General features: G+C 42.4%; 15 protein-coding genes, 1 pseudogene and 1 riboswitch. Of the genes and pseudogenes, 11 read left to right on the top strand and 5 right to left on the bottom strand.

The features are described 5' to 3' along the window. Positions 1–514 precede the first annotated feature (514 nt). Positions 515–1,843, top strand: a pseudogene (locus tag M595_RS06340) (RNA-guided endonuclease InsQ/TnpB family protein). Positions 1,844–1,899: 56 nt separating this feature from the next. On the opposite strand, the gene M595_RS31055 reads toward M595_RS06340, so the two are convergent. Further along, positions 1,900–2,064, bottom strand: coding sequence for a hypothetical protein (locus M595_RS31055; RefSeq protein ID WP_161809808.1), 165 nt, complete (start codon positions 2,062–2,064; stop codon positions 1,900–1,902). A gap of 224 nt (positions 2,065–2,288) precedes the next feature. Next, a riboswitch (cyclic di-AMP (ydaO/yuaA leader) is annotated at positions 2,289–2,438 on the bottom strand. Between the two features lie 388 nt (positions 2,439–2,826). Here M595_RS31055 and bchD point away from each other — a divergent pair. Both bchD and M595_RS06325 read left to right on the top strand, forming a co-directional pair. Then, a complete protein-coding gene (gene bchD, locus M595_RS06330; protein ID WP_023065348.1) occupies positions 2,827–4,815 on the top strand; it encodes a magnesium chelatase ATPase subunit D in 1,989 nt (662 codons plus the stop codon). A gap of 576 nt (positions 4,816–5,391) precedes the next feature. Continuing rightward, positions 5,392–7,170: a response regulator gene (locus tag M595_RS06325; RefSeq protein WP_023065346.1), complete on the top strand. Its 1,779-nt coding sequence runs from the start codon at positions 5,392–5,394 to the stop codon at positions 7,168–7,170. Here the strand turns inward: M595_RS06325 and M595_RS06320 are convergent. Beyond that, the gene (locus tag M595_RS06320; protein WP_338041630.1) at positions 7,167–8,144 is read right to left on the bottom strand and encodes a LysR family transcriptional regulator; all 978 of its coding nucleotides are present in this window, start codon (positions 8,142–8,144) and stop codon (positions 7,167–7,169) included. The two genes, M595_RS06325 and M595_RS06320, sit on opposite strands and share 4 nt — an antisense overlap. An 85-nt stretch (positions 8,145–8,229) precedes the next feature. Here M595_RS06320 and M595_RS06315 point away from each other — a divergent pair, with 85 nt between their 5' ends. The 3 genes from M595_RS06315 to M595_RS06305 all read left to right on the top strand — a co-directional run bounded on the left by M595_RS06315 (position 8,230) and on the right by M595_RS06305 (position 10,254). Further along, positions 8,230–8,514, top strand: a complete 285-nt coding sequence (locus M595_RS06315) for a hypothetical protein (RefSeq protein ID WP_023065276.1) — start codon at positions 8,230–8,232, stop codon at positions 8,512–8,514. A gap of 48 nt (positions 8,515–8,562) precedes the next feature. After that, positions 8,563–8,766, top strand: a complete 204-nt coding sequence (locus tag M595_RS06310; RefSeq protein ID WP_023065313.1) for a hypothetical protein — start codon at positions 8,563–8,565, stop codon at positions 8,764–8,766. A gap of 483 nt (positions 8,767–9,249) precedes the next feature. Further along, entirely contained in the window at positions 9,250–10,254 is a 1,005-nt protein-coding gene (locus M595_RS06305; protein WP_023065306.1) for a phosphoribulokinase, read from the top strand. 464 nt (positions 10,255–10,718) lie between these two features. Here M595_RS06305 and M595_RS06300 read toward each other — a convergent pair whose 3' ends face one another. Beyond that, positions 10,719–11,060, bottom strand: a complete 342-nt coding sequence (locus tag M595_RS06300) for a LiaF transmembrane domain-containing protein (RefSeq protein WP_023065301.1) — start codon at positions 11,058–11,060, stop codon at positions 10,719–10,721. Positions 11,061–11,238: 178 nt separating this feature from the next. Here M595_RS06300 and M595_RS06295 point away from each other — a divergent pair, with 178 nt between their 5' ends. Beyond that, positions 11,239–12,171: a DMT family transporter gene (locus M595_RS06295; RefSeq protein WP_023065271.1), complete on the top strand. Its 933-nt coding sequence runs from the start codon at positions 11,239–11,241 to the stop codon at positions 12,169–12,171. A gap of 80 nt (positions 12,172–12,251) precedes the next feature. On the opposite strand, the gene M595_RS31755 is transcribed toward M595_RS06295, so the two are convergent. Beyond that, on the bottom strand, positions 12,252–12,392 hold the full coding sequence (locus tag M595_RS31755) for a hypothetical protein (RefSeq protein ID WP_023065316.1): 141 nt from the start codon (positions 12,390–12,392) through the stop codon (positions 12,252–12,254). A 50-nt stretch (positions 12,393–12,442) separates the two neighbouring features. Further along, a complete protein-coding gene (locus M595_RS06290) occupies positions 12,443–14,146 on the bottom strand; it encodes a transglutaminase-like domain-containing protein (RefSeq protein WP_023065322.1) in 1,704 nt (567 codons plus the stop codon). Positions 14,147–14,382: 236 nt separating this feature from the next. Here M595_RS06290 and M595_RS06285 point away from each other — a divergent pair, with 236 nt between their 5' ends. From M595_RS06285 to M595_RS06270, 4 genes are all read left to right on the top strand, one after another. Continuing rightward, entirely contained in the window at positions 14,383–15,255 is an 873-nt protein-coding gene (locus M595_RS06285; RefSeq protein ID WP_023065358.1) for a DUF928 domain-containing protein, read from the top strand. A gap of 443 nt (positions 15,256–15,698) precedes the next feature. Continuing rightward, positions 15,699–17,600: a ShlB/FhaC/HecB family hemolysin secretion/activation protein gene (locus M595_RS06280; RefSeq protein ID WP_023065308.1), complete on the top strand. Its 1,902-nt coding sequence runs from the start codon at positions 15,699–15,701 to the stop codon at positions 17,598–17,600. Positions 17,601–18,100: 500 nt separating this feature from the next. Next, positions 18,101–18,628: a cold shock domain-containing protein gene (locus tag M595_RS06275; protein ID WP_023065270.1), complete on the top strand. Its 528-nt coding sequence runs from the start codon at positions 18,101–18,103 to the stop codon at positions 18,626–18,628. A gap of 492 nt (positions 18,629–19,120) precedes the next feature. Next, positions 19,121–19,326: AAA family ATPase (locus M595_RS06270; RefSeq protein ID WP_040483681.1), on the top strand; the 206-nt coding region annotated here is incomplete at its 3' end.

Here is a 19,326-nt window from a genome sequence, read left to right as displayed (position 1 = left end):
AACCTCGGAATTGGTAGCCCGATCCGTACAAACTTTTCTGGTTTCTTGAGCGGGTGTTGAGCGGGTGTTAAACAGGCAAAGTCCACCCACCCACCCCCTTGATTTTGTGGGGTTTGAGGGGGTCTAAGGAGAGTCATCTCCCCAAAAGGTGTGTTTCGTAGAGACTATACCGCTTCTCCATATTGACAAATTGCTTTTGATCGAAACTCTATCCTCATCTCAAGCGATCGCCCTCGACCATCGAAGCTTTCTTTATTCTGATTTCCAGATTTTCTGATCTTACTTGACGGCTTTCATATTAGCACAACGGCGATCGCAGAGGCAAGCCCCTTTCAAGATAAGCAACTTGCCCCCGCCGAGCGTGTTATCAGACGTGGGGCTTGGGGAGCGATAAAACCCCGTCATTCATGGCGGGGATACATGGACTCCCCAAGGTAGAGAGGATCTTTCAATGCGGATACTCTCTCTATAATTCTATGCTTGGATAGTTGGCATAATAGTTCAAGGTCTGAGTTTGATCGTTTTTGAGTTCAAAGCAAAAGGCAGAGATAGCCAGTATCAAGCAATAGATGAGGCGATACGCACCTACAAATTTGTCCGAAATTCCTGTTTAAGGTATTGGATGGACAACGAGAAAGTGGGCAAGTACGACCTCAACAAATATTGCCGGGTGCTGGCTAAACAATATCCGTTTGCAGACAAGCTCAACTCTCAAGCCAGACAGTCGGCGGCGGAATGTGCGTGGAGCGCGATTAGTCGATTTTACGATAACTGCAAGAAGCGGTGCGACCCTGCTCCGTCTCATGGAGCTCTGCGTAACGCGCACCAAGAGAGAAAATACTTAGAAAAAAACGCTCGTTCTGTTGAGTATAAGTCTTCTGGCTGGAAGCTTTCGGAAAACAGAAAAGCAATTACCTTTACCGATAAAAACGGAATCGGTAAGCTGAAGCTAAAGGGAACTTATGACCTTAATTTTTACCAACTCAAAGATATTAAGCGAGTTCGGTTGGTCAGGAGAGCAGACGGGTACTACGTGCAGTTTGCCATTTCAGTTGATGTGCGAATTGAAACCGAACCAACGGGAAAAGCGATAGGCTTAGATGTTGGAATTAAATACTTCTTGGCTGATAGCGACTGTAATACAATAGAAAACCCTCAGTTCTATCGGAGATCTGAGAAGCAATTAAATCGCGCTAATCGCAGAAAGTCCAAAAAGTATATTCGAGGGGCAAAACCGCAGTCTAAAAACTATCACAAAGCAAGGTGTCGGTATACCCGGAAGCATTTAAGAGTATAGCGCTACTTGAATCGGGAACAGGGAACACCGGATCAGGGAACAGTAGACTGTGAAAGGGTTTTAGGATCTAGAAATGTCCTAACTTAAATGCGTAGTGCTATAAGTCGGCAACGTAAAGAGTATTGCAAGCGAGTTGCGTACTGCGTAATCCAATCAAACGATCTGGTAGCTTACGAAGACTTAAATGTTAAAGGTATGGTAAAGAATCGACATCTAGCAAAATCAATATCAGATGTTGCCTGGTCTACTTTTCGCCAGTGGTTGGAATATTTTGGAATAAAATATGGGAAGCTAACCATTCCTGTAGCTCCCCATAATACTTCTCAAAATTGCTCCAACTGTGGCAAGAAAGTTGTCAAATCCCTGTCAACGAGGACTCACATTTGTCCGCACTGCAAATATACAGAAGATAGGGATGTTAACGCGGCTAAAAACATTCTGAAAAAGGCTCTAAGTACGGTCGGGCAGACCGGATCTTTAAAGCTTGGGGAGTTTGAGCCTCTTTTGATGTTGGAGCAATCCTGCATTGAAAAGCGTGAACTGTGAACCAAGAATCCCCGCCTTTTAAGGCGCGGGAGTGTCAATAAAATCATCGATTAAAATTAGCCGACGGCTACGTTAATTGATTTTCCAACTAAGCTCATCACCTCCAAATAGTTTTTAAAGAGTTTAGCAAACGTTAAACTGGAGTTAACCAGCATGGGTAATGTTGGTGTTGGCATGGTGGTCACGAGAAAAGAATGGACGACCAACCACATTAGAAGCATTCCTACACTTCCAAGAACGGGGATTATGATAATATCACTCGTCTTCAGGCACAGGAAAGGAACCCACGCAGCTTTCTCTGAAAGCGCGATCAATGATAATGGAATTCGGGGTGTCATGGTAAACCGTTCAGGTTCTAGGGTGGGTACTACAAATCAGACCTATACCAACCAAGGAAACTGAATTGACAATCTATCTAACTTATGAATATTAGAAGGTTGACGCTTCAGCCTCCTCTCAATGCCTACGAAGTTAGCTGACGGGCGAGAGCTGAGAGATGCTCTTCTCATCGTCTTGGTCACTCTGTTTCCAAAGACTCCCTTTGCGAGATTAGCCCCAAAAAGTGGTTCCTCCGTTCCAGCGACACTTTTATTATTTATTTCACTAATAAAAAATCAGTGTTCTCAAAAAGTGCTTATTTTCTGCCGGATTAGGCTGACTGTTTGTTTTGTTTTTCTGTCTCTATTCTATCTTGATATTTTCTCAATTGTCAACAATTTTTGAAATTTTTTTGACAGATAGAATTAGATAAGATTTCCTTGGTGATCTCAGTTACAAAAACTGATGAATCCAATCGTTTTTCACTTAGAATCAGAGATACTCCGGAAAATTTACCGATTTGAGAGTTGTAGTCTTTTTAACTTCAATTTTGTATCATAAATCACTAAAATTACAGAGACAATCCTGAAGGTGTCAACCCAAAGTTAGTTAAAAGCCACATCAATTGCTATAGTGGAAGGTTGTACCTAAAAAAATTTAAAGTCATGCCTGCGGCAACCGCTCCCACACCGATCAGCTTCCCGTTGAGTGCCGTCGTTGCACAAGAAGCGATCAAACTCGCCCTCCTACTCGCCGCCGTTGATCCAGGACTCGGAGGGGTAGCGATCGCTGGACGTCGAGGCACAGCCAAGTCCATTATGGCTCGCGCCCTTCATGCCTTGTTACCGCCCATCGAAGTGGTCAAAGGAGAAATCGCCAACCTCGAACCCGATCCCGACAACCCCAACCTCGAAACACAAGTTATTCCTGCACCTTTTATACAAGTTCCCCTGGGCGTCACCGAAGATCGTTTACTGGGTTCAGTCGATGTGGAAAAGTCAGTGAAACTTGGAGAAACAGTTTTTCAACCCGGCCTATTAGCCGCTGCTCATCGAGGGATTTTATATGTTGATGAGATTAATTTATTAGATGATAATATTAGTAATCTGTTATTAACTGTTCTCACCGAAGGCTGTAATCGCATCGAACGAGAAGGACTAAGTATTGAACATCCCTGTAGACCTTTATTTATTGCCACTTATAACCCCGAAGAAGGACCGCTACGAGAACATTTATTAGATCGAATTGCCATTTCCCTTTCGGCCGATAGCGCTCTAACGCTAGATCAACGAGTCGATGCAGTAGATCGAGTCAATCGTTATACCCGTTCTCCCGAAATCTTTTTAAATCAATATAACGAAGATATTGATAACTTAAAAACACAAATTCTCTTAGCCCGAGAATGGTTAAAAGACGTCACCCTCAAACCCGAACAAATTCTGTATCTAGTCGAAGAAGCCGTGCGAGGGGCAGTCAAAGGACATCGGGCCGAACTGTTTGCAGTGCGCGTCGCTAAAGCATCGGCGGCGTTTGAAGGGCAAACCGAAGTTCTAGCTGATGATCTCCGACGAGCAGTAGAATTGGTTATTGTACCCCGAGCTACTGTTATTCAAACCCCACCCGAAGAAGAACAACAACCGCCACCCCCACCGCCACAGCCCCCCGAACAGTCCGATCAAGATCAAGACGAAGCCGAAAGCGAAGACAACGACGAAGACCAAGAAAACTCCGAACCCCCTGAAGAAGAACCCAACAGCATCCCGGAAGAATTTGTTTTCGATCCCGAAGGTGTTATTCTCGACCCAACTGTGTTATCATTCGCAAATACAGCAAATCGTCAGGGTCAATCTGGCAGTCGTAGTTTAATCTTTTCTGATGATCGGGGTCGCTACATTAAACCGATTTTACCGAAAGGAAAGGTTCAACGTATTGCTGTCGATGCGACATTGCGCTCTGCTGCTCCCTACCAAAAAGCTCGGCGTCTACGTCAACCGGATCGACAAGTGATTGTGGAGTCGGGGGATATTCGCGCTAAACTCTTAGCCCGGAAGTCTGGGGCGTTGGTTGTATTTTTGGTGGATGCTTCGGGTTCGATGGCACTTAACCGGATGCAGTCGGCAAAAGGAGCGGTGATGCAACTGCTAACTGAAGCTTATCAAGGTCGCGATCAGGTGGCGTTGATTCCCTTTCGTGGAGAACAAGCAGAGGTATTGTTACCGCCAACTCGTTCTATTGCTGCGGCTAAAAGACGTTTAGAACGAATGCCCTGTGGAGGCGGATCGCCTTTAGCGCATGGGTTAACTCAAGCGGTACGAGTGGGGATGAATGCTAAACAGTCGGGTGATATTGGTCAGGTGGTGATTGTGGCGATAACCGACGGACGGGGAAATATACCCTTAGCGCGATCATTGGGTGAACCGATATTAGACGGAGAAAAGCCAGATATTAAAGGGGAATTGTTAGAAATTGCCGCTAAAATTCGCGGGTTAGGCATTCAATTATTAGTGGTAGATACGGAGAATAAGTTTGTTTCGACGGGGTTTGCAAAAGAGTTAGCCAAAACCGCAGGGGGGAAATATTATCATTTACCCAAAGCCACCGATCAGGCGATCGCCGCCATGACTCAAAATGCCCTCAAAGATGCCATTGGTTAAGGTTTTCTCTGCTTGACTTCAACATAGCTATCTTTTGCGATCGCTAAACGGTGATCTCGTTTCCATGACTTTTAATGCTTTGATCACGATCAGATCAGAGTTAGTTAAGATAAGATTTGGGCTTTTTAACTGGCTAATTTGTCTATGCTAACAATCTTATATGAAATACGCGGATCACCGATGCTACACATCTTTCTCCCCACCTCCAGTCCTCCCTACCTCCCTACCTCCCTACCTCCCCACCAATCAAATTTTAGGATTTTGGGCGCAAGTCTTACGCCTCTACGATTGAAAATTATCAGATTATCACAAATATTAGTGTATTTTTAATTGCCCAAAATTTATAGTTCTTCAATACTTTTAGAAAAAATCTATAGATAGATTGGTGTTACAAAACTATTGATTTATTATTAATAATTATCTCAATAACTTTAAAAAAGTATAAAATTATTTTCAGAAAAAAATAAAGAATGTCTTAACGTTTGAAAGCTTAAAACACCATCAAGAAGTGGAAAAAAGTCCGATCTCTAACGTTAAGATTATAAGAATAGTGATCAGAATAGTCAAATCGGGAAAATGTACCGTGAACCTCTTGAGTCTGATGTGATTTTAGTTGTAGATGACAGTCCGAGCGATCTACAGGTGTTGGAGACGGCTTTAGAAAAAGGCGGTTTTAGTGTTGTCACGGCTGAAAATGGAGAAAAAGCAGTCCAGATTGCAGAATCTATTCATCCAAATCTGATTTTAATGGATGTTATATTGGATGTGATAAATGGGTTTGAAATCTGTCGTCATCTCAAAGCTAACCCCTCTCTACAAGAGATTCCGGTGATTTTTTTGACAAATCTTTCTGAAACGATTAATAAAGCAGAAGGCTTTGAAGTAGGTGGTGTTGATTACCTCAGCAAACCCATAGATGAAAACGAACTTTTAGCCCGTGTTCGCACCCATCTAACAGTTCAGCAAATGCAGCAACACCTCGCGATTCAAAACCGCACCCTCCAACAAGAAATCAAATCTCGTCATCGAGTCGAACACCAGTTAGAACAAGCCCTCAACTTTCAAGCTGTCGTTGAAGACATTAGCGAGAAAATTCGCGATAGCTTAGATGAAGAACAAATTCTACAAACCGCTACCGCAGAATTAGGGAAGGTACTGGGGATTAATCGCTGTCAAATCGAACTCTATAATCTCGATCAAACTCAAGCAACAATCGCCTATGAATATAGTAACGGATTACCGAAATGTCAGGGAATGATCCGAGAACTTAACGACTTTCCCGAACTTTATCAACAGTTACAGGAAAAGATGTCGTTACAATTTACCGAAAAAATATCACTATCGAGTTCTCAACACTCCCCTCAAACTTGTTTAGCTTGTCCGATTTTTGAAAGTCAAGAAGTAGTCGGTACGATTGGAAATTTACGCTTACTCAAACCCTGTCACGAAATTTTTGAAGACTTAGAAGTTCAGCTTGTTCAGCAGGTTGCAACTCAATGTGCAATTACCATTCGTCAAGCCCGACTCTATCAAGCCGCCCAAAAGCAAGTTCAAGAGTTAAAGAAACTCAACCGAATTAAAGATGAATTTCTCAAAACAATTTCTCACGAACTACGAACCCCAATGAGTAGTATTAAACTAGCGACTCAAACCTTAGAAAAGTTTCTCGAAGAGGAGTCAGCCCTACAAAAATCGTCTACATTTAGTAAAGTTTTAGATATTTTTCGTCAAGCGTGTAAACGACATAATCAACTGGTTGATGATTTAATTAGTTTGTGTTATCTGGAAGCAAAAGCAGAAACGATGGTGTTTGAATGGTTGGATTTAAACACTTGGCTACCGGAAATCGTCCAACCCTTTTTAGAACGAGTTTCAACTCAAAACCAACAATTAAATCTTGATATTTCTCCTGAACTTCCCTTGCTCAAATCTGATATTTCTATTTTAGAACGAATTGTGCGAGAGTTACTCGATAATGCGTGTAAATATACACCCGTTGGAGAACAAATTACAGTTTCTGTACAAGCAACAGATGAGATTATCTCGTTAAAAGTCAGTAATTCAGGAATTGAAATTCCTCCTGACGAACAGCAGCGAGTGTTTGATCAATTTTACCGCATTCCCCATCACGATCCTTGGCAACATAGCGGCACCGGATTAGGATTAACTTTAGTACAGAAATTAGTTGAACTGTTAGATGCTTCAATTGAACTGGAGAGTTCGGCCAACTTAACTCAGTTTTTGATTAAATTTCCCCAAGAACGTCTAGAAACGGCTCCGAGTTACTATTCCAATTCTAGCTATATTGTTCATCGTCAGTCAAACCCGGTTTGTCCAGCACAATGTCAACGTTAAACAGCCGCTTTCTCCATAAATTGCCCTTGATGTCGGAGTGCATCTAAAAACGCATAAATAGCGGGAGAGTGTAGAGCATTGCTCAAAACAGCCACCCCAATGACTCGTTCTAAGGGTGAAGGTAATTCACAAACTTGGATTTGAGCGGGAAGGGGTTCGGCTGCTAGACGCGGCAAAATTCCCACACCTAAACCTTGCTTAACCATGCTGACAATTGTAGAGTCTTCTCGAACTTCATAGGCAATACTCATCGGATATTTTGACGTTTTCAGGTAAGCCGAAATCAACTGAGCGCAACAGGTAATTCCTGTCATAATTAACGGATAGGAAGCTAACTGTTCCCAAGTCAATTTTGAGGTTTGTATGGGATAGTTGGGCGGGAGCAAAGCAATATATTGATCGCGAAGAATTTCCCAGGTTTCAAACTCATCACTCGCCGGGAGATAAGTAAAACCAATATCTGCCCGTCCTTCTCGCACGGCTTGTTCCATATTAATTGTGTCGTCCATTTCCGTTAATGTGACTGTAATCTCAGGGAAATGTTGGCGAAATTCAGAAATCACCGTCGGTAAAATATGAGTGGCAATACTGCGAAAACAAGCAATGCGAACTTTGCCTCCAAGGAGTCCTTTTTCTCGGTTCGCTTCTATCACTATATTGTCTAATAAATGCTGAACCTGACGGGCTGGGGTGACAATTCGTTCTCCAACTGGAGTTAAAGAAGCCCCATATCTTCCTCGTTTGAGAAGAATGACTCCTAATTCTTCTTCTAAGGTGGCGATCGCATGGCTGATCGTAGACTGAGATAGATTTAACTGAAGTGCTGCTTCACTAAAGTTACCGCAAGAGGCGATCGCGACTAAAGCCCGCAGTTGGGAGAGTTTTAACCCTTGAGTATTCATACCATTGGCTCCCGATGTTAGAAAAATTGATGGGTATCTATCGATTTTATCGATAAATGTCATAGATAGCATCTGTTGATCATTAATTGAGTTTAAAGATACAGTAAATCTATCCGAAAAATTCAAGACTAAAAGCCGATGGGGGAGATGATTCATTATGGAAAATTGTGCAAATGTTTCCGACAGAGATCGTCTGGAAAGAGTTTGGCATCAACAGCAAAAATATTTCCGTGTTTCTCATAATCTCAGAGAACAGATTCGCAAAGCTTTTTATTGGTTAATAACAGGCTTAACGACTGAGGATAAGCTGAAAATTTGGACGTGTTCAGACCGTTTAGGAAACACCTATTGGAACGCTTATGATCCCCTTAAGGGTCACGGGATTCAACAAGCTACAGAGTCAGAATTGCGACTGTGGTTAGAGCAACGATACAACCGATAATTTCTAGTAATTTCTATTTTTTGAGTTCATTAACTTGGAGGTTCAGCAATGATTTGGACAACATCTAAACCCAATTCTCAACACAAAACAGACTTATCTGTTGATGGCGATCGCCGTCGTCAACCCACAAAAGTCTATTCACAAGTCAAAAGATTTTTCGGTGAATTTTGGCAGTTTAGCCTTTACTATGGAGAATTCATTGCCACTCGCTCTAATTCTCAAGCTTCCTCGCGAGGAGATCAAACTCACTAACCCTCGACAAAGTGTAAAATGATGCCTAGAAATTCGACCGGACGAGGCCAACCCCCATCACACCCCAAAGTACACCTCCCTCAGACGAGTCGGCGATGAATTTTCCACTCTCTCTTGAGGGGGGTGTTGTATTAATGATAGAATGTTACACTACCGAAAAATAAATGTGTAGTTCGAGGCAGAGCCATCGCTGCCGGATTATACTTATCTGTTTTTCTTTTTGATCCGTGAAACTTGGCACAATAAAGTCTTGTAGGGATGATCCCCTTCTGGTAAAATCTAAAGCAAAAGTTAGTATAAAATACCTAGCTTGCTACTTCTTGAGGCCATCTGTCAGTCAGGAGTCAGCCAACAGCCTTGTGTTGCTTTTTGCTCCACTTCGGGCATGGCAAAGAATCAACTGTCCTGACGTTGGTCTGATTTCATATGCTCAAAATAGAGCGGTTGAGTTTGTAAACAGTTTTTGATGGTGAAAGGGAACCTATGGTAAGTAAGCCGGATCGTGTGGTACTTATTGGCGTTGCTGGAGATTCCGGATGCGGAAAATCTACATTTTTGCGGCGTATAACAGATATTTTTGGAGAAGATTTTGTGACGGTCATCTGTTTGGATGACTATCACAGTTTAGATCGCAAACAGCGTAAAGAAACTGGAATTACAGCTCTTGATCCGAGAGCCAACAACTTTGATCTGATGGCTGAACAGATCAAGGCGCTAAAGAACGGTCAGTCGATTATGAAGCCAATTTATAACCACGAAACTGGCTTGATTGATCCTCCTGAGCGTATTGATCCCAATCATATTATTGTGATTGAAGGGTTGCACCCATTGTATGACGAACGAGTTCGTGAACTCCTCGATTTTAGTGTCTATCTTGACATTAGTGATGAGGTAAAAATCGCTTGGAAGATTCAGCGCGATATGACTGAACGAGGACATCGTTATGAAGACGTGTTAGCCTCAATTAACGCCCGTCGCCCTGACTTTGAAGCTTACATCGATACTCAAAAACAATACGCTAACGTTGTTATCCAGATTCTACCGACTCAACTGATTCCAGACGATAAAGAGCGTAAAGTCCTCCGAATTCGCTTAGTTCAGCGTGAAGGTATCGAAGGATTTGAACCTGCTTATCTGTTTGATGAAGGGTCAACCATTTACTGGACTCCTTGTGGACGTAAACTCACCTGTTCCTATCCGGGTATCAAAATGTACTACGGGCCAGATGCTTCCTACGGAAACGAAGTCTCGATTCTAGAAGTTGATGGTAAGTTTGATAACTTGGATGAGATGATCTATGTTGAGGGACACCTGAGTAATATTTCAACCAAGTATTATGGTGAACTCACTCACATGATGCGCGAACATCAAGATTATCCCGGTTCTAATGATGGTAGTGGATTATTCCAAGTATTAGTCGGCTTGAAAATGCGAGCTACCTATGAACGCCTGGTGGGAAGCGGAGAAAAAGTGGCTGCGGCTGTATAAAACACTAAAGCTGCTATCTTTTAATCCAAAACTGACGCGAGAGATATCGATCATCTCGCGTTGTTTCTTAAGGTTTTAAATCTCCTAATTTTGATAACCCTCCTGAAAACCGACGCGATAACCGGAAAGATATCCTTCTTTGTAATTGTTGGTTACACTATCTCCAAACTCTTTTTCAACATCGGGTTCAGAGGGTTGAGAATTATTTTAACTGTAGTTTTGACCTGCGCTTACACCAACTTCATAACCCACATTAAAGCCATTTTCACAATCTGCAATTCCTCCGGGTTGGGATTCATATTGTAGACAGGTTTATTCTCGAATATCTTCAGGTAAAGCAGACACTGGGGAAGATGTACTCAATATTAATCCCCCGACTAAAAGTAATTTGAATAGAGTTGAGATTTTGGCTAGATCTGACATTAATATTAACATTGTTGACGACTCCATTAGAAATCTTAAACTCAAAAATCTATTCGACCTGTACGAATCAGTTTAAATCCGGCTGTCATCGATACAAAAGCAACAAAAAATGACCATAAACTGGTGGGTTTGAGTAAAACACGACTATTGATAAACACTAAAGCTACTCCCGCTACCACAAAGACCCAACCTAAGTTTCCAGTTTCCCGAGGAAAAAAAACTAAAGAAACAATCCCTAAAATTAGTAAAATAACTGAACTTGCCGCCGACACATCTTGCCACCAATATCGTAAAATTCGAGAGGTAAAAACAATATTTTGACCCAGAAAATAAACCCCGAGAAGCACCAGGAATACCCCGGCAATTGAGATCAGAATTCGCATGATTCCTCGACTTGATTTTAAAGACTACTCATTTGATGATTTTACTCTACTCTTGAGAAAAATAGAAGAAAATAAAATAAAGATAAGTTAAAACTAAAAAACTTAATATATTCTGTTACAATACGTTCGAGATTACCAAACCATATCTTGCACTAATCCTACTCAAATTATACTGCCAATGCAACTTCATTCAGTTTCGGGAAAATGGCGCGTGGGGTTAGCCCTAACCCTGACAACCTGTTTTCTTTGGGGTATTCTTCCTCTGGCTTTAAACATTACTTTAAAAGTTCTAGATGTCTATACATTAACCGGACTTCGGTTTTTAATTGCTTTTATTGCATTGGGAAGCTATTTAACCTGGAAACGTCAACTTCCCTCTTGGCAAAGATTACAAAAAGTATCTTTTAAATTATGGGGAATTGCCACTTTCTTTTTAGCAGGTAATTATTTATTATTTGTTTCGGGTTTAGCCAATACCTCCGCAACAACAGCAGAAGTTTTAATTCAAATAGCCCCTGTCTTTATGGGATTGGGTGCAATGATCATCTTCAAAGAACGTTATACTCGTCGTCAGTGGTGTGGTTTAGGAATCCTAGTATTAGGTTTTATTTTGTTTTTTAATGAACAACTTAAAATGATGATAAGTTCTCCAAATCAATATTTATTTGGGAGTTTTTTGATTTTCTGGGCTGCTGTTTGTTGGGCGATTTATGCTTTAGCCCAAAAACAACTTTTATTGCAACTTCCATCCGCTCATATTATGTTCGGAATTTATGGAGGTTCAACCCTATTATTTGCCCCATTTTCTACGTCCCAAACCGTTCTCAACCTTAATCTGTTAGAACTCGCTATTCTACTATTTTGTGGCTTAAATACTTTAATTGCTTACGGAGCTTTTGCAGAAGCCTTAGAACATTGGGAAGCCTCAAAAGTGAGTGCAGTTTTAGCGATCACACCGATTGTAACACTGGTTTGTGTTGGAATATTTTCTAGTCTTTCTCCGGCGTTAGTAACACCCGAACATCATACCCCCGTTGCAATTTTAGGTGCTTTTTTAGTCGTCGCAGGTTCGGCAACTATTGCGTTAGGGCGAAGCCCGAAGTTAGTCTAAAAACCCAGTTTTTGAGATGTACTTTAGATCAAGCACAAACTCTTTTAAAAACCGGGTTTACTTTCCTCTCAAAACAATGGCTAACGCTGTTGTCTTTTTTCTCGCTCTTCTCGTCTGCGATCGCGCCATTCCATCGCTGTTAGATAAGCAATTCCTCCTGTGACAATCACCATTAGAACTGAAGCCGTTAATGCCAAAATATTCAGTACAGAAAATTCCATCGAAACCTCCTTTTTAGGATAATGTATCCAAACATCTGATTAATTATATTTTACTCTGCGGGTAATTCTTCTCGAATGATAAATCGCACATGGTTAATGGCTAAACTTCCCACAGAAACCTCCTCCTTATTAACAGGTAGACCTTTGTTTCTAAGCTGCTGAAACTTAATCCCTTTTCCAATTTCAATATGATACCAAGCCAAACCCATAAAAAATCGTAAAGGATAGGGGCCAAGGTCTTGAATATCATCCGGATTAGACTCCATTGGAACCCAACCAAATCCCGGAATATAAAACTCTAACCAGACATGATTATACTCTGCGGGTAGAGGAATATTTTTCTGTTCTGGAAAAGCCGGACATTTATACCGCCCAACGGTACGACAAGCAATTCCATTCAGTCGCCCTAAAGCCAGTAAAGCCCCCACATATTCTCCACAAGAACCAATTCCCCGTTCTAAAACAACATCAGGAGTTTCAATTTTTGAGGTGAGACTATAGGAGAGTTGATCATAAACATAATTGCGAATATTGAGTAATTTTCGCAGAATATTTGTCTCTGTTCCCACCGCAGCTTCCGCCGCATCTTTTACCACGGCTGACTCCATTGCCAAGTTATCATCATCAACTAAATACTTCGCTCTAAAATCAGGCGTTAGGGGCTGAATATCCTCCACATCCAAAGGGGTTAGTTGATATTTAATTGCCCGTACTTCTAACAAAGCTTTCCAGCCAAAAATACGTCTTTCTTTGGAATTAAACGGTTTAAACTTAAAAACCGCAACCCGTTCTCCCTCTTGAATTTCCTCTGTAAATGGCATTCCAATCGCCGTAATTTCTCTAATTTTTTGTCGGTTTGTTTCCGAGGGTAAAGCAATCCGCCATTCTACATCTTCAAGAATCACCTCATCAAGCGGTTTAAGTTCTTCAACATAAGACATCTCAATCAAATAACCATTAGAAGTCGCGTAGCGTTCCTGTTGGTTATAGTGATAATAGAGCGGATGAATAAACGAGCGATCACGTTTAGCCAGTTGATATTGTTCCTCAGAATTAGGATTATCCAAAATATACAATTCATCACCCGAATAGGCAACATAAAGCACATCTTCACCCGTCTGAGGATCGAGATGAAAAGCTAATCCACTCGGAAATTCAAAAGGAGTTAAAACACTAAATAGAGTCTTTCCTGTTCCTCGTTCTAGACAGTAAACCGTCTGTTCAGTGCGGTCACAAACCCATAGTTCTTCATCGCGAACCGTAATATTTTCTATTCCAATACCCGGAGTTGGAAACCGAGTAATTTCTCGACCCGTTTCCCGACTAAACACAAAAATATAGCCCGCTCTTTGGCAAGTCACATAAACTGTATATTGCAAAACAGCCACACCATTTGCTTCATAGGGAAGTGTGGCAAAAAGTTCCGGAGCGAGATTAACAATTTGGTCATCTTGGAGAGCATTTTGACAAAAATAAACCCGTTCATCGCGTGTATACCACAGCGTATCTTCCCAAATAGCTAAACCCGTCACATCAGTAAACTCAGAAACCAAATAAGGATTAACAACCGTTGTATTATCCGTTTTTGGGTCAACTTTCAGCAAAAATCCCCGCAGACTATCAATCGCAAACAGAGTATTTCCTGAAAACGCCAGACCCCGTAGCAAAGAAACTCCCATAGGTCGGATTGTTCGGGCGATAGAACGAGAGTTTGTGATTTGAGTAGATGAATCAACATTCGGGCTAACTGTCATAAGCTTAAGATATCAAGATTAAGTGAATTTTCGCATTAAGAATCAACAAAGGATTAAACATTTGCGATCGCGTTAGATAGAATAGTCCAGGAAATCTGGTCAGTCAATCCCATCCGCGTGCAGAAGATTTCTCTCAAATATAAATTAAGAGCAGATTTTGGGATGCTTCACAGGAACATTAGATACAATAGAACAGTCATTCATCTTGGCTAGGTTTACCTGCAAGTAAGTTCATCATGGTTCCGACAGCCTCTCCTCAACAGATCATTACAACATTTTCCCTAGCTTTCTTCTTGGAAATCGTTGCCAATAGTTTAATGCTACCAGTACAGGCACGTTCCATTCATGCGGTTCCAATGAGTCCTCTTTTTCCGGTTCAATCGGTTGATTTTCCATTGGCGACAACAATCGTCCAAGCCGATAATCAGCAAACTCCACGCAGTCAACTTTCCCAAACAGAGTGGAACAATTTTACACCACCGAGTCGGGGAACGCCGGGAAGACGAGAAGGGGCTGGAACACGGGGAAGATGTCCGGGTGGGGTTACGGCTTTGATTCCCACCTCAACCCTCGGTCGTACTGCATTAGAAAAACCAACAATTTATTACTATATTCCCACATCCCTAGAAACAGTCTTAGTCAAGTTTGAACTCTTGGATGAAGAAGACGACACCCTCTACGAAAAGACCTTAGAGATGAAAGAGACAAAAGCCGGAGTCATTGGTCTTGATCTTTCACAATACGAGGATGCGCCCACTTTAGAAGTCAATAAAAACTATCATTGGTATTTAACAATTCGCTGTGAACCCGATACTTTTGATCCATCCGGCGATATTGTCATTAATGGATGGATTAACCGAGTTGCTCTCAGTCCCAATCAACTTCAAGCGTTAGAAAGCGAACAACCCAGTGAACGCCTAAACCTTTACGCCGAAGAAGCACTTTGGTATGAAACCGTCAGCACCTTAGCTCAGTTGCGTCTATCGAACCCAGAAGATACAGTTATTCAGCAACGTTGGGCGGAACTCTTAAACTCTGTCGGTTTAGGTGATATTGCTCCTCAACCTCTGATTTCTAGCGAATTGATTCAATCTACTTTAGAACAATAAAATCCACTTTCACAAAAGTTCAGGTGTTGGGGAGACAGTGATCAGTTCTTTTCCCTGTTTACTGCAAAGAGTATTTTCTCCGCATTTACTACCCTCCCAATCAGAGTTGCAGATTTGGGTATCTTGTGGGCTAGACTAGCGTAGTTAGTCAGCAAGGCAATTTCACGCGAGATGGCTGTGTTTACTGTCGGGTTTGAGGATATCCTCACAAGTGCTGCTAGATCTACTCTAATTGCACAAAGCCACCTTCGCTTAGGGGATAAGAACCCTCAAAAGAGTCAGTCACCAATGACTTCGCCATTCAACGATGAAACCCGCTGCGATCGCTGGTTAATCTATATCGTAATTGAGTTCGGAACTCTATATGATGTTTCAACTCCTTCTGGTGTTCTAGGAAATTCCTCTCCCTCTAGAAACAGGAGTACCCAGTCGGAGGTTTTTTGATGGCTAGGTGTGTGTGCATTGGATTTTTGTGGTGTGGAGTGATCATTTCTAATACAATCTTTTTGGTACTCTCGTTCGCTTCTATTGCCGCCAGTACCCACTTAGAAGATTTGAAACCATATCAAAAAAATTCAAAGTTTTCTACACCGCTAGTACAGGTTCCCCTCGATTTACATCTTCCCACCCAGCCTTTTGATCAAAGCACCCCTACCAATTCTGTCTTCTCACAAACCGTTGATTCTCCGACCGAAAATTTACCTTCTGGCCCTCTCAATCCCCGTCCTGATCCCAATCGCGATCGCTTTTTACAACCCTCTCCCGAATCCCCTCAACCCGAACAACCCGAACAACCCGACATCCAAAGCGAACCCCCAACCGACAATCAACTGACTCCCGAAACCCCTCCCATTCCCGTCACCCGAGTCGAAATCACGGGTAGCACGATTTTAACCCCAGAAGAAATTAACACCCTTGTTGCCCCCTTAGAAGGACGCTCTGTAACCCTGGTGCAACTGCAAGATACCGCCAACAAAATTACTGAAATCTACCTCGAACGCGGCTATATCACCTCTAGAGCGATTGTTCCTGAACAAACCATTAGTGAAGGAGTTGTCCAAATTCAGGTGATTGAAGGCTCCTTAGAACGGATTGACATCGAAGGAACTCAACGCCTCGATCCCAACTATATTCGTGATCGCGTTCAATTGGGCGCCGAAAAACCCCTCAGCACCGCCCGTTTGGAAGATCAACTGCGTTTACTCCGGGCAAATCCGCTATTTGAAACCGTTGAAGCCAGTTTACGCGCCGGAACCCAAGAAGGGCAAAGTGTTTTAATTGTCCGTGTTACCGAAGCGAATCCATTTCAAGCGGGAATCAGTGCCGATAACTATTCTCCCCCGAGTATTGGTTCAGAACGCTTAGGCCTCAATTTGCGCCATCTTAACCTGACTGGACGGGGAGATTTAATCTTTGTCTCCTACAATACCACTCGCCTAATTACCGAGGGAGAATCCGATATTTTGGATTTTCTCTATAGTATTCCGATTAATGCCATGAATGGCACTATTCAAATTAGAGTTCCCCCGTATTGGAATACAATCATTCAAGAACCCTTTGATGAGTTTAATATTGATGGCAAGTCACAGCGCTACGAAATTAGCTATCGTCAACCGTTAATTCGCACCCCAATCCAAGAATTTGCCCTGTCGGTGGGTTACGCTTATCAACGCAGCCAAACCTTTCAAGATGGCGATGGGACTGCCTTTGGACTCGGGCCTGAAGATGATGGCGTCACTCGAACCAGTGTATTTAAGTTCGGACAAGACTACATTCGCCGCGATCGCTTGGGGGCTTGGGCTTTGCGATCGCAGTTTAGCATCGGCACGGAGTTATTTGGAGCGACCAATACCGACAGTTTACCCAATTCTAATTTTCTCAGTTGGTTGGGTCAGGTGCAACGGGTACAACGTCTGGGTGATGATCATTTATTAATCGTTCAGGGAGATGTCCAACTGTCGGCTGATGCGTTGTTTCCCGCCCAACAGTTTGTTATCGGTGGGGGTTTGTCGGTACGGGGTTATCGTCAAAATATTCGCTCAGGTGATAATGGCTTTCGGTTTTCGGTTGAAGATCGGTTTACGTTGATCCGCGATGAAGCTGAACAGCCTCAACTGCAATTGGCACCGTTTATCGATGTGGGAACGGTTTGGAATAATGATGAAAACCCGAACCGTTTGTTTGGGAAAACTTTTTTAGTCGGAGTTGGGATGGGAATATTGTGGGAACCTTTACCGGGCTTGAACCTACGTTTAGATTATGGGGTGCCTTTGGTTGACCTACAAGATCGCGGTAATAATATTCAAGATGATGGGTTCTATTTTAGCGTTACCTATACACCGTAAACAGTCACCAGTCACCAGTCACCAGTCACCAGTGATAGCAGTTATCAGTTTTCAGTGTTGTAGGGGCGCATGGCAATGCGCCCGAAACTTGCGCCCGAAACATACCCTTCCGGGCGGGTTTAGATCAGTTATTGGTGGGAAACAGAGATTAATTCGGAACCCGCCCCTACAGACCTGACGCCTGGGATAGAAATCTGAAAATTCATTAAAGTTAACAAAATTGTCCGAGATGTTGATTTGGGGAGGTTAAGAATCCTCAATACTTGATTTTCCGGGACTTTAACAACCTGCGATCGCATTGTTATCACTGACAAACCGGTGGGTCCGGCGATCGCAGAACTTTTATAGCAATGTTACTTGATTTGTAAAACATGAATCAATCTCAGCCCCCAAAATTGACGAGCGATCCCCTCAAATAATTTATTATTGCTATAGAGATATCCCAATCAGGAAAACGACGATCAGGCGAATCGTTATCAGGCTATTTCAAGAAACTTGTTATGAATAAAGGGCGATTAACAACATGGAAAGATGATAGAGGTTTTGGCTTCATCAAACCGGATGATGGCGGTAAAGACGTTTTCCTGCATATTAGTGCGCTGAAGGGATCGGCTCGTCCCCCAAAAGTAGGAGATCGGATTTTGTACCAGCGAGTTACGGAAGCAAACGGGAAGGTTCGGGCTGTTAAAGCTTCTATTGAGGGTGTTGTATCTCGACCCTTAGCAACCCACCACAAACCCAGGAAACTAGGTGTACTCGAAACTGTTATTGGTCTTGGAATTCTCGCTGTCGGTGTGTTTTGGGCAATGCAATTCAGTCCGAGTCGCTCTCCGTCTGTTATTCAATCCGTCACCAAACCAGAATGTACGATCAAAGGGAACATTTCCCACAATACAGGAAACAAGGTTGATCACCTTCCCGGGATGGAAGATTACGAATCAACGGTTATTGATCCAACAAGCGGAGAAAGGTGGTTTTGTACGGAGTCAGAAGCGATCGCAGAGGGTTGGCACAAAGCACCAAGGTAGGTGCCGCAGACTAACAAGGTTTTGAATCTAGCAAAATAAAATTCATTAAAGTTAACAAAATTGTCCGAGATGTTGATTTGGGGAGGCGAAGAATCCTCAATACTTGATTTTCCGGGACTTTAACAACCTGCGATCGCAGTGTTATCACTGACAAACCGGTGGGTCAGTTGGTTGGGTTATCGGTTTGGATCGACTTCAAATCCCTATTTTTGTTTATTGTAACTCTTTTTATTATAAAAAACCATAAATTTTACTAAAAACTGGAATATCAGATTAGGAATCGATGAGAAGGAATGGCAAAGATTTAGGAACTTTATAAAAGCTGTGAGATAAAATTACAGCGTGATTCATCATTGCCCGCCCTTTCTTTTGTGTAAGAGTTAGACAATAATGAGTGCAATCACGGAAAAGAACTGAAGGGAACTTATCCCCCATCGCCGCCAAAAGCGATCGCCATTATTTTTGATAAACACTTGATAAAGGAGAACCAGCGTGAAACTGTCAGTATATGGAAAGGGTGGAATTGGAAAATCAACAACAAGCTGTAATATTTCGGTTGCGCTTGCCAAACGGGGAAAGAAAGTGTTGCAAATTGGTTGTGACCCCAAACACGACAGCACCTTCACCCTAACCGGATTTTTAATTCCGACAATTATTGATACCCTGCAAGAAAAGGACTATCACTATGAAGACATCTG

The sequence above is a fragment of the Lyngbya aestuarii BL J genome, assembly GCF_000478195.2.
Classification (GTDB): Bacteria; Cyanobacteriota; Cyanobacteriia; order Cyanobacteriales; family Microcoleaceae; genus Capilliphycus; species Capilliphycus aestuarii.
The sequence above is the reverse complement of the archived record's forward strand: the minus strand, read 5'-3'. Positions and strand labels throughout refer to the sequence as shown.

Coding starts and splice junctions, on each gene's coding strand:
- M595_RS31055 (WP_161809808.1), bottom strand. CDS start 2,064: ATGCTTCTAATGTGGTTGGTCGTCCATTCTTTTCTCGTGACCACCATG.
- bchD (WP_023065348.1), top strand. CDS start 2,827: ATGCCTGCGGCAACCGCTCCCACACCGATCAGCTTCCCGTTGAGTGCC.
- M595_RS06325 (WP_023065346.1), top strand. CDS start 5,392: ATGTACCGTGAACCTCTTGAGTCTGATGTGATTTTAGTTGTAGATGAC.
- M595_RS06320 (WP_338041630.1), bottom strand. CDS start 8,144: ATGCTATCTATGACATTTATCGATAAAATCGATAGATACCCATCAATT.
- M595_RS06315 (WP_023065276.1), top strand. CDS start 8,230: ATGGAAAATTGTGCAAATGTTTCCGACAGAGATCGTCTGGAAAGAGTT.
- M595_RS06310 (WP_023065313.1), top strand. CDS start 8,563: ATGATTTGGACAACATCTAAACCCAATTCTCAACACAAAACAGACTTA.
- M595_RS06305 (WP_023065306.1), top strand. CDS start 9,250: ATGGTAAGTAAGCCGGATCGTGTGGTACTTATTGGCGTTGCTGGAGAT.
- M595_RS06300 (WP_023065301.1), bottom strand. CDS start 11,060: ATGCGAATTCTGATCTCAATTGCCGGGGTATTCCTGGTGCTTCTCGGG.
- M595_RS06295 (WP_023065271.1), top strand. CDS start 11,239: ATGCAACTTCATTCAGTTTCGGGAAAATGGCGCGTGGGGTTAGCCCTA.
- M595_RS31755 (WP_023065316.1), bottom strand. CDS start 12,392: ATGGAATTTTCTGTACTGAATATTTTGGCATTAACGGCTTCAGTTCTA.
- M595_RS06290 (WP_023065322.1), bottom strand. CDS start 14,146: ATGACAGTTAGCCCGAATGTTGATTCATCTACTCAAATCACAAACTCT.
- M595_RS06285 (WP_023065358.1), top strand. CDS start 14,383: ATGGTTCCGACAGCCTCTCCTCAACAGATCATTACAACATTTTCCCTA.
- M595_RS06280 (WP_023065308.1), top strand. CDS start 15,699: ATGGCTAGGTGTGTGTGCATTGGATTTTTGTGGTGTGGAGTGATCATT.
- M595_RS06275 (WP_023065270.1), top strand. CDS start 18,101: ATGAATAAAGGGCGATTAACAACATGGAAAGATGATAGAGGTTTTGGC.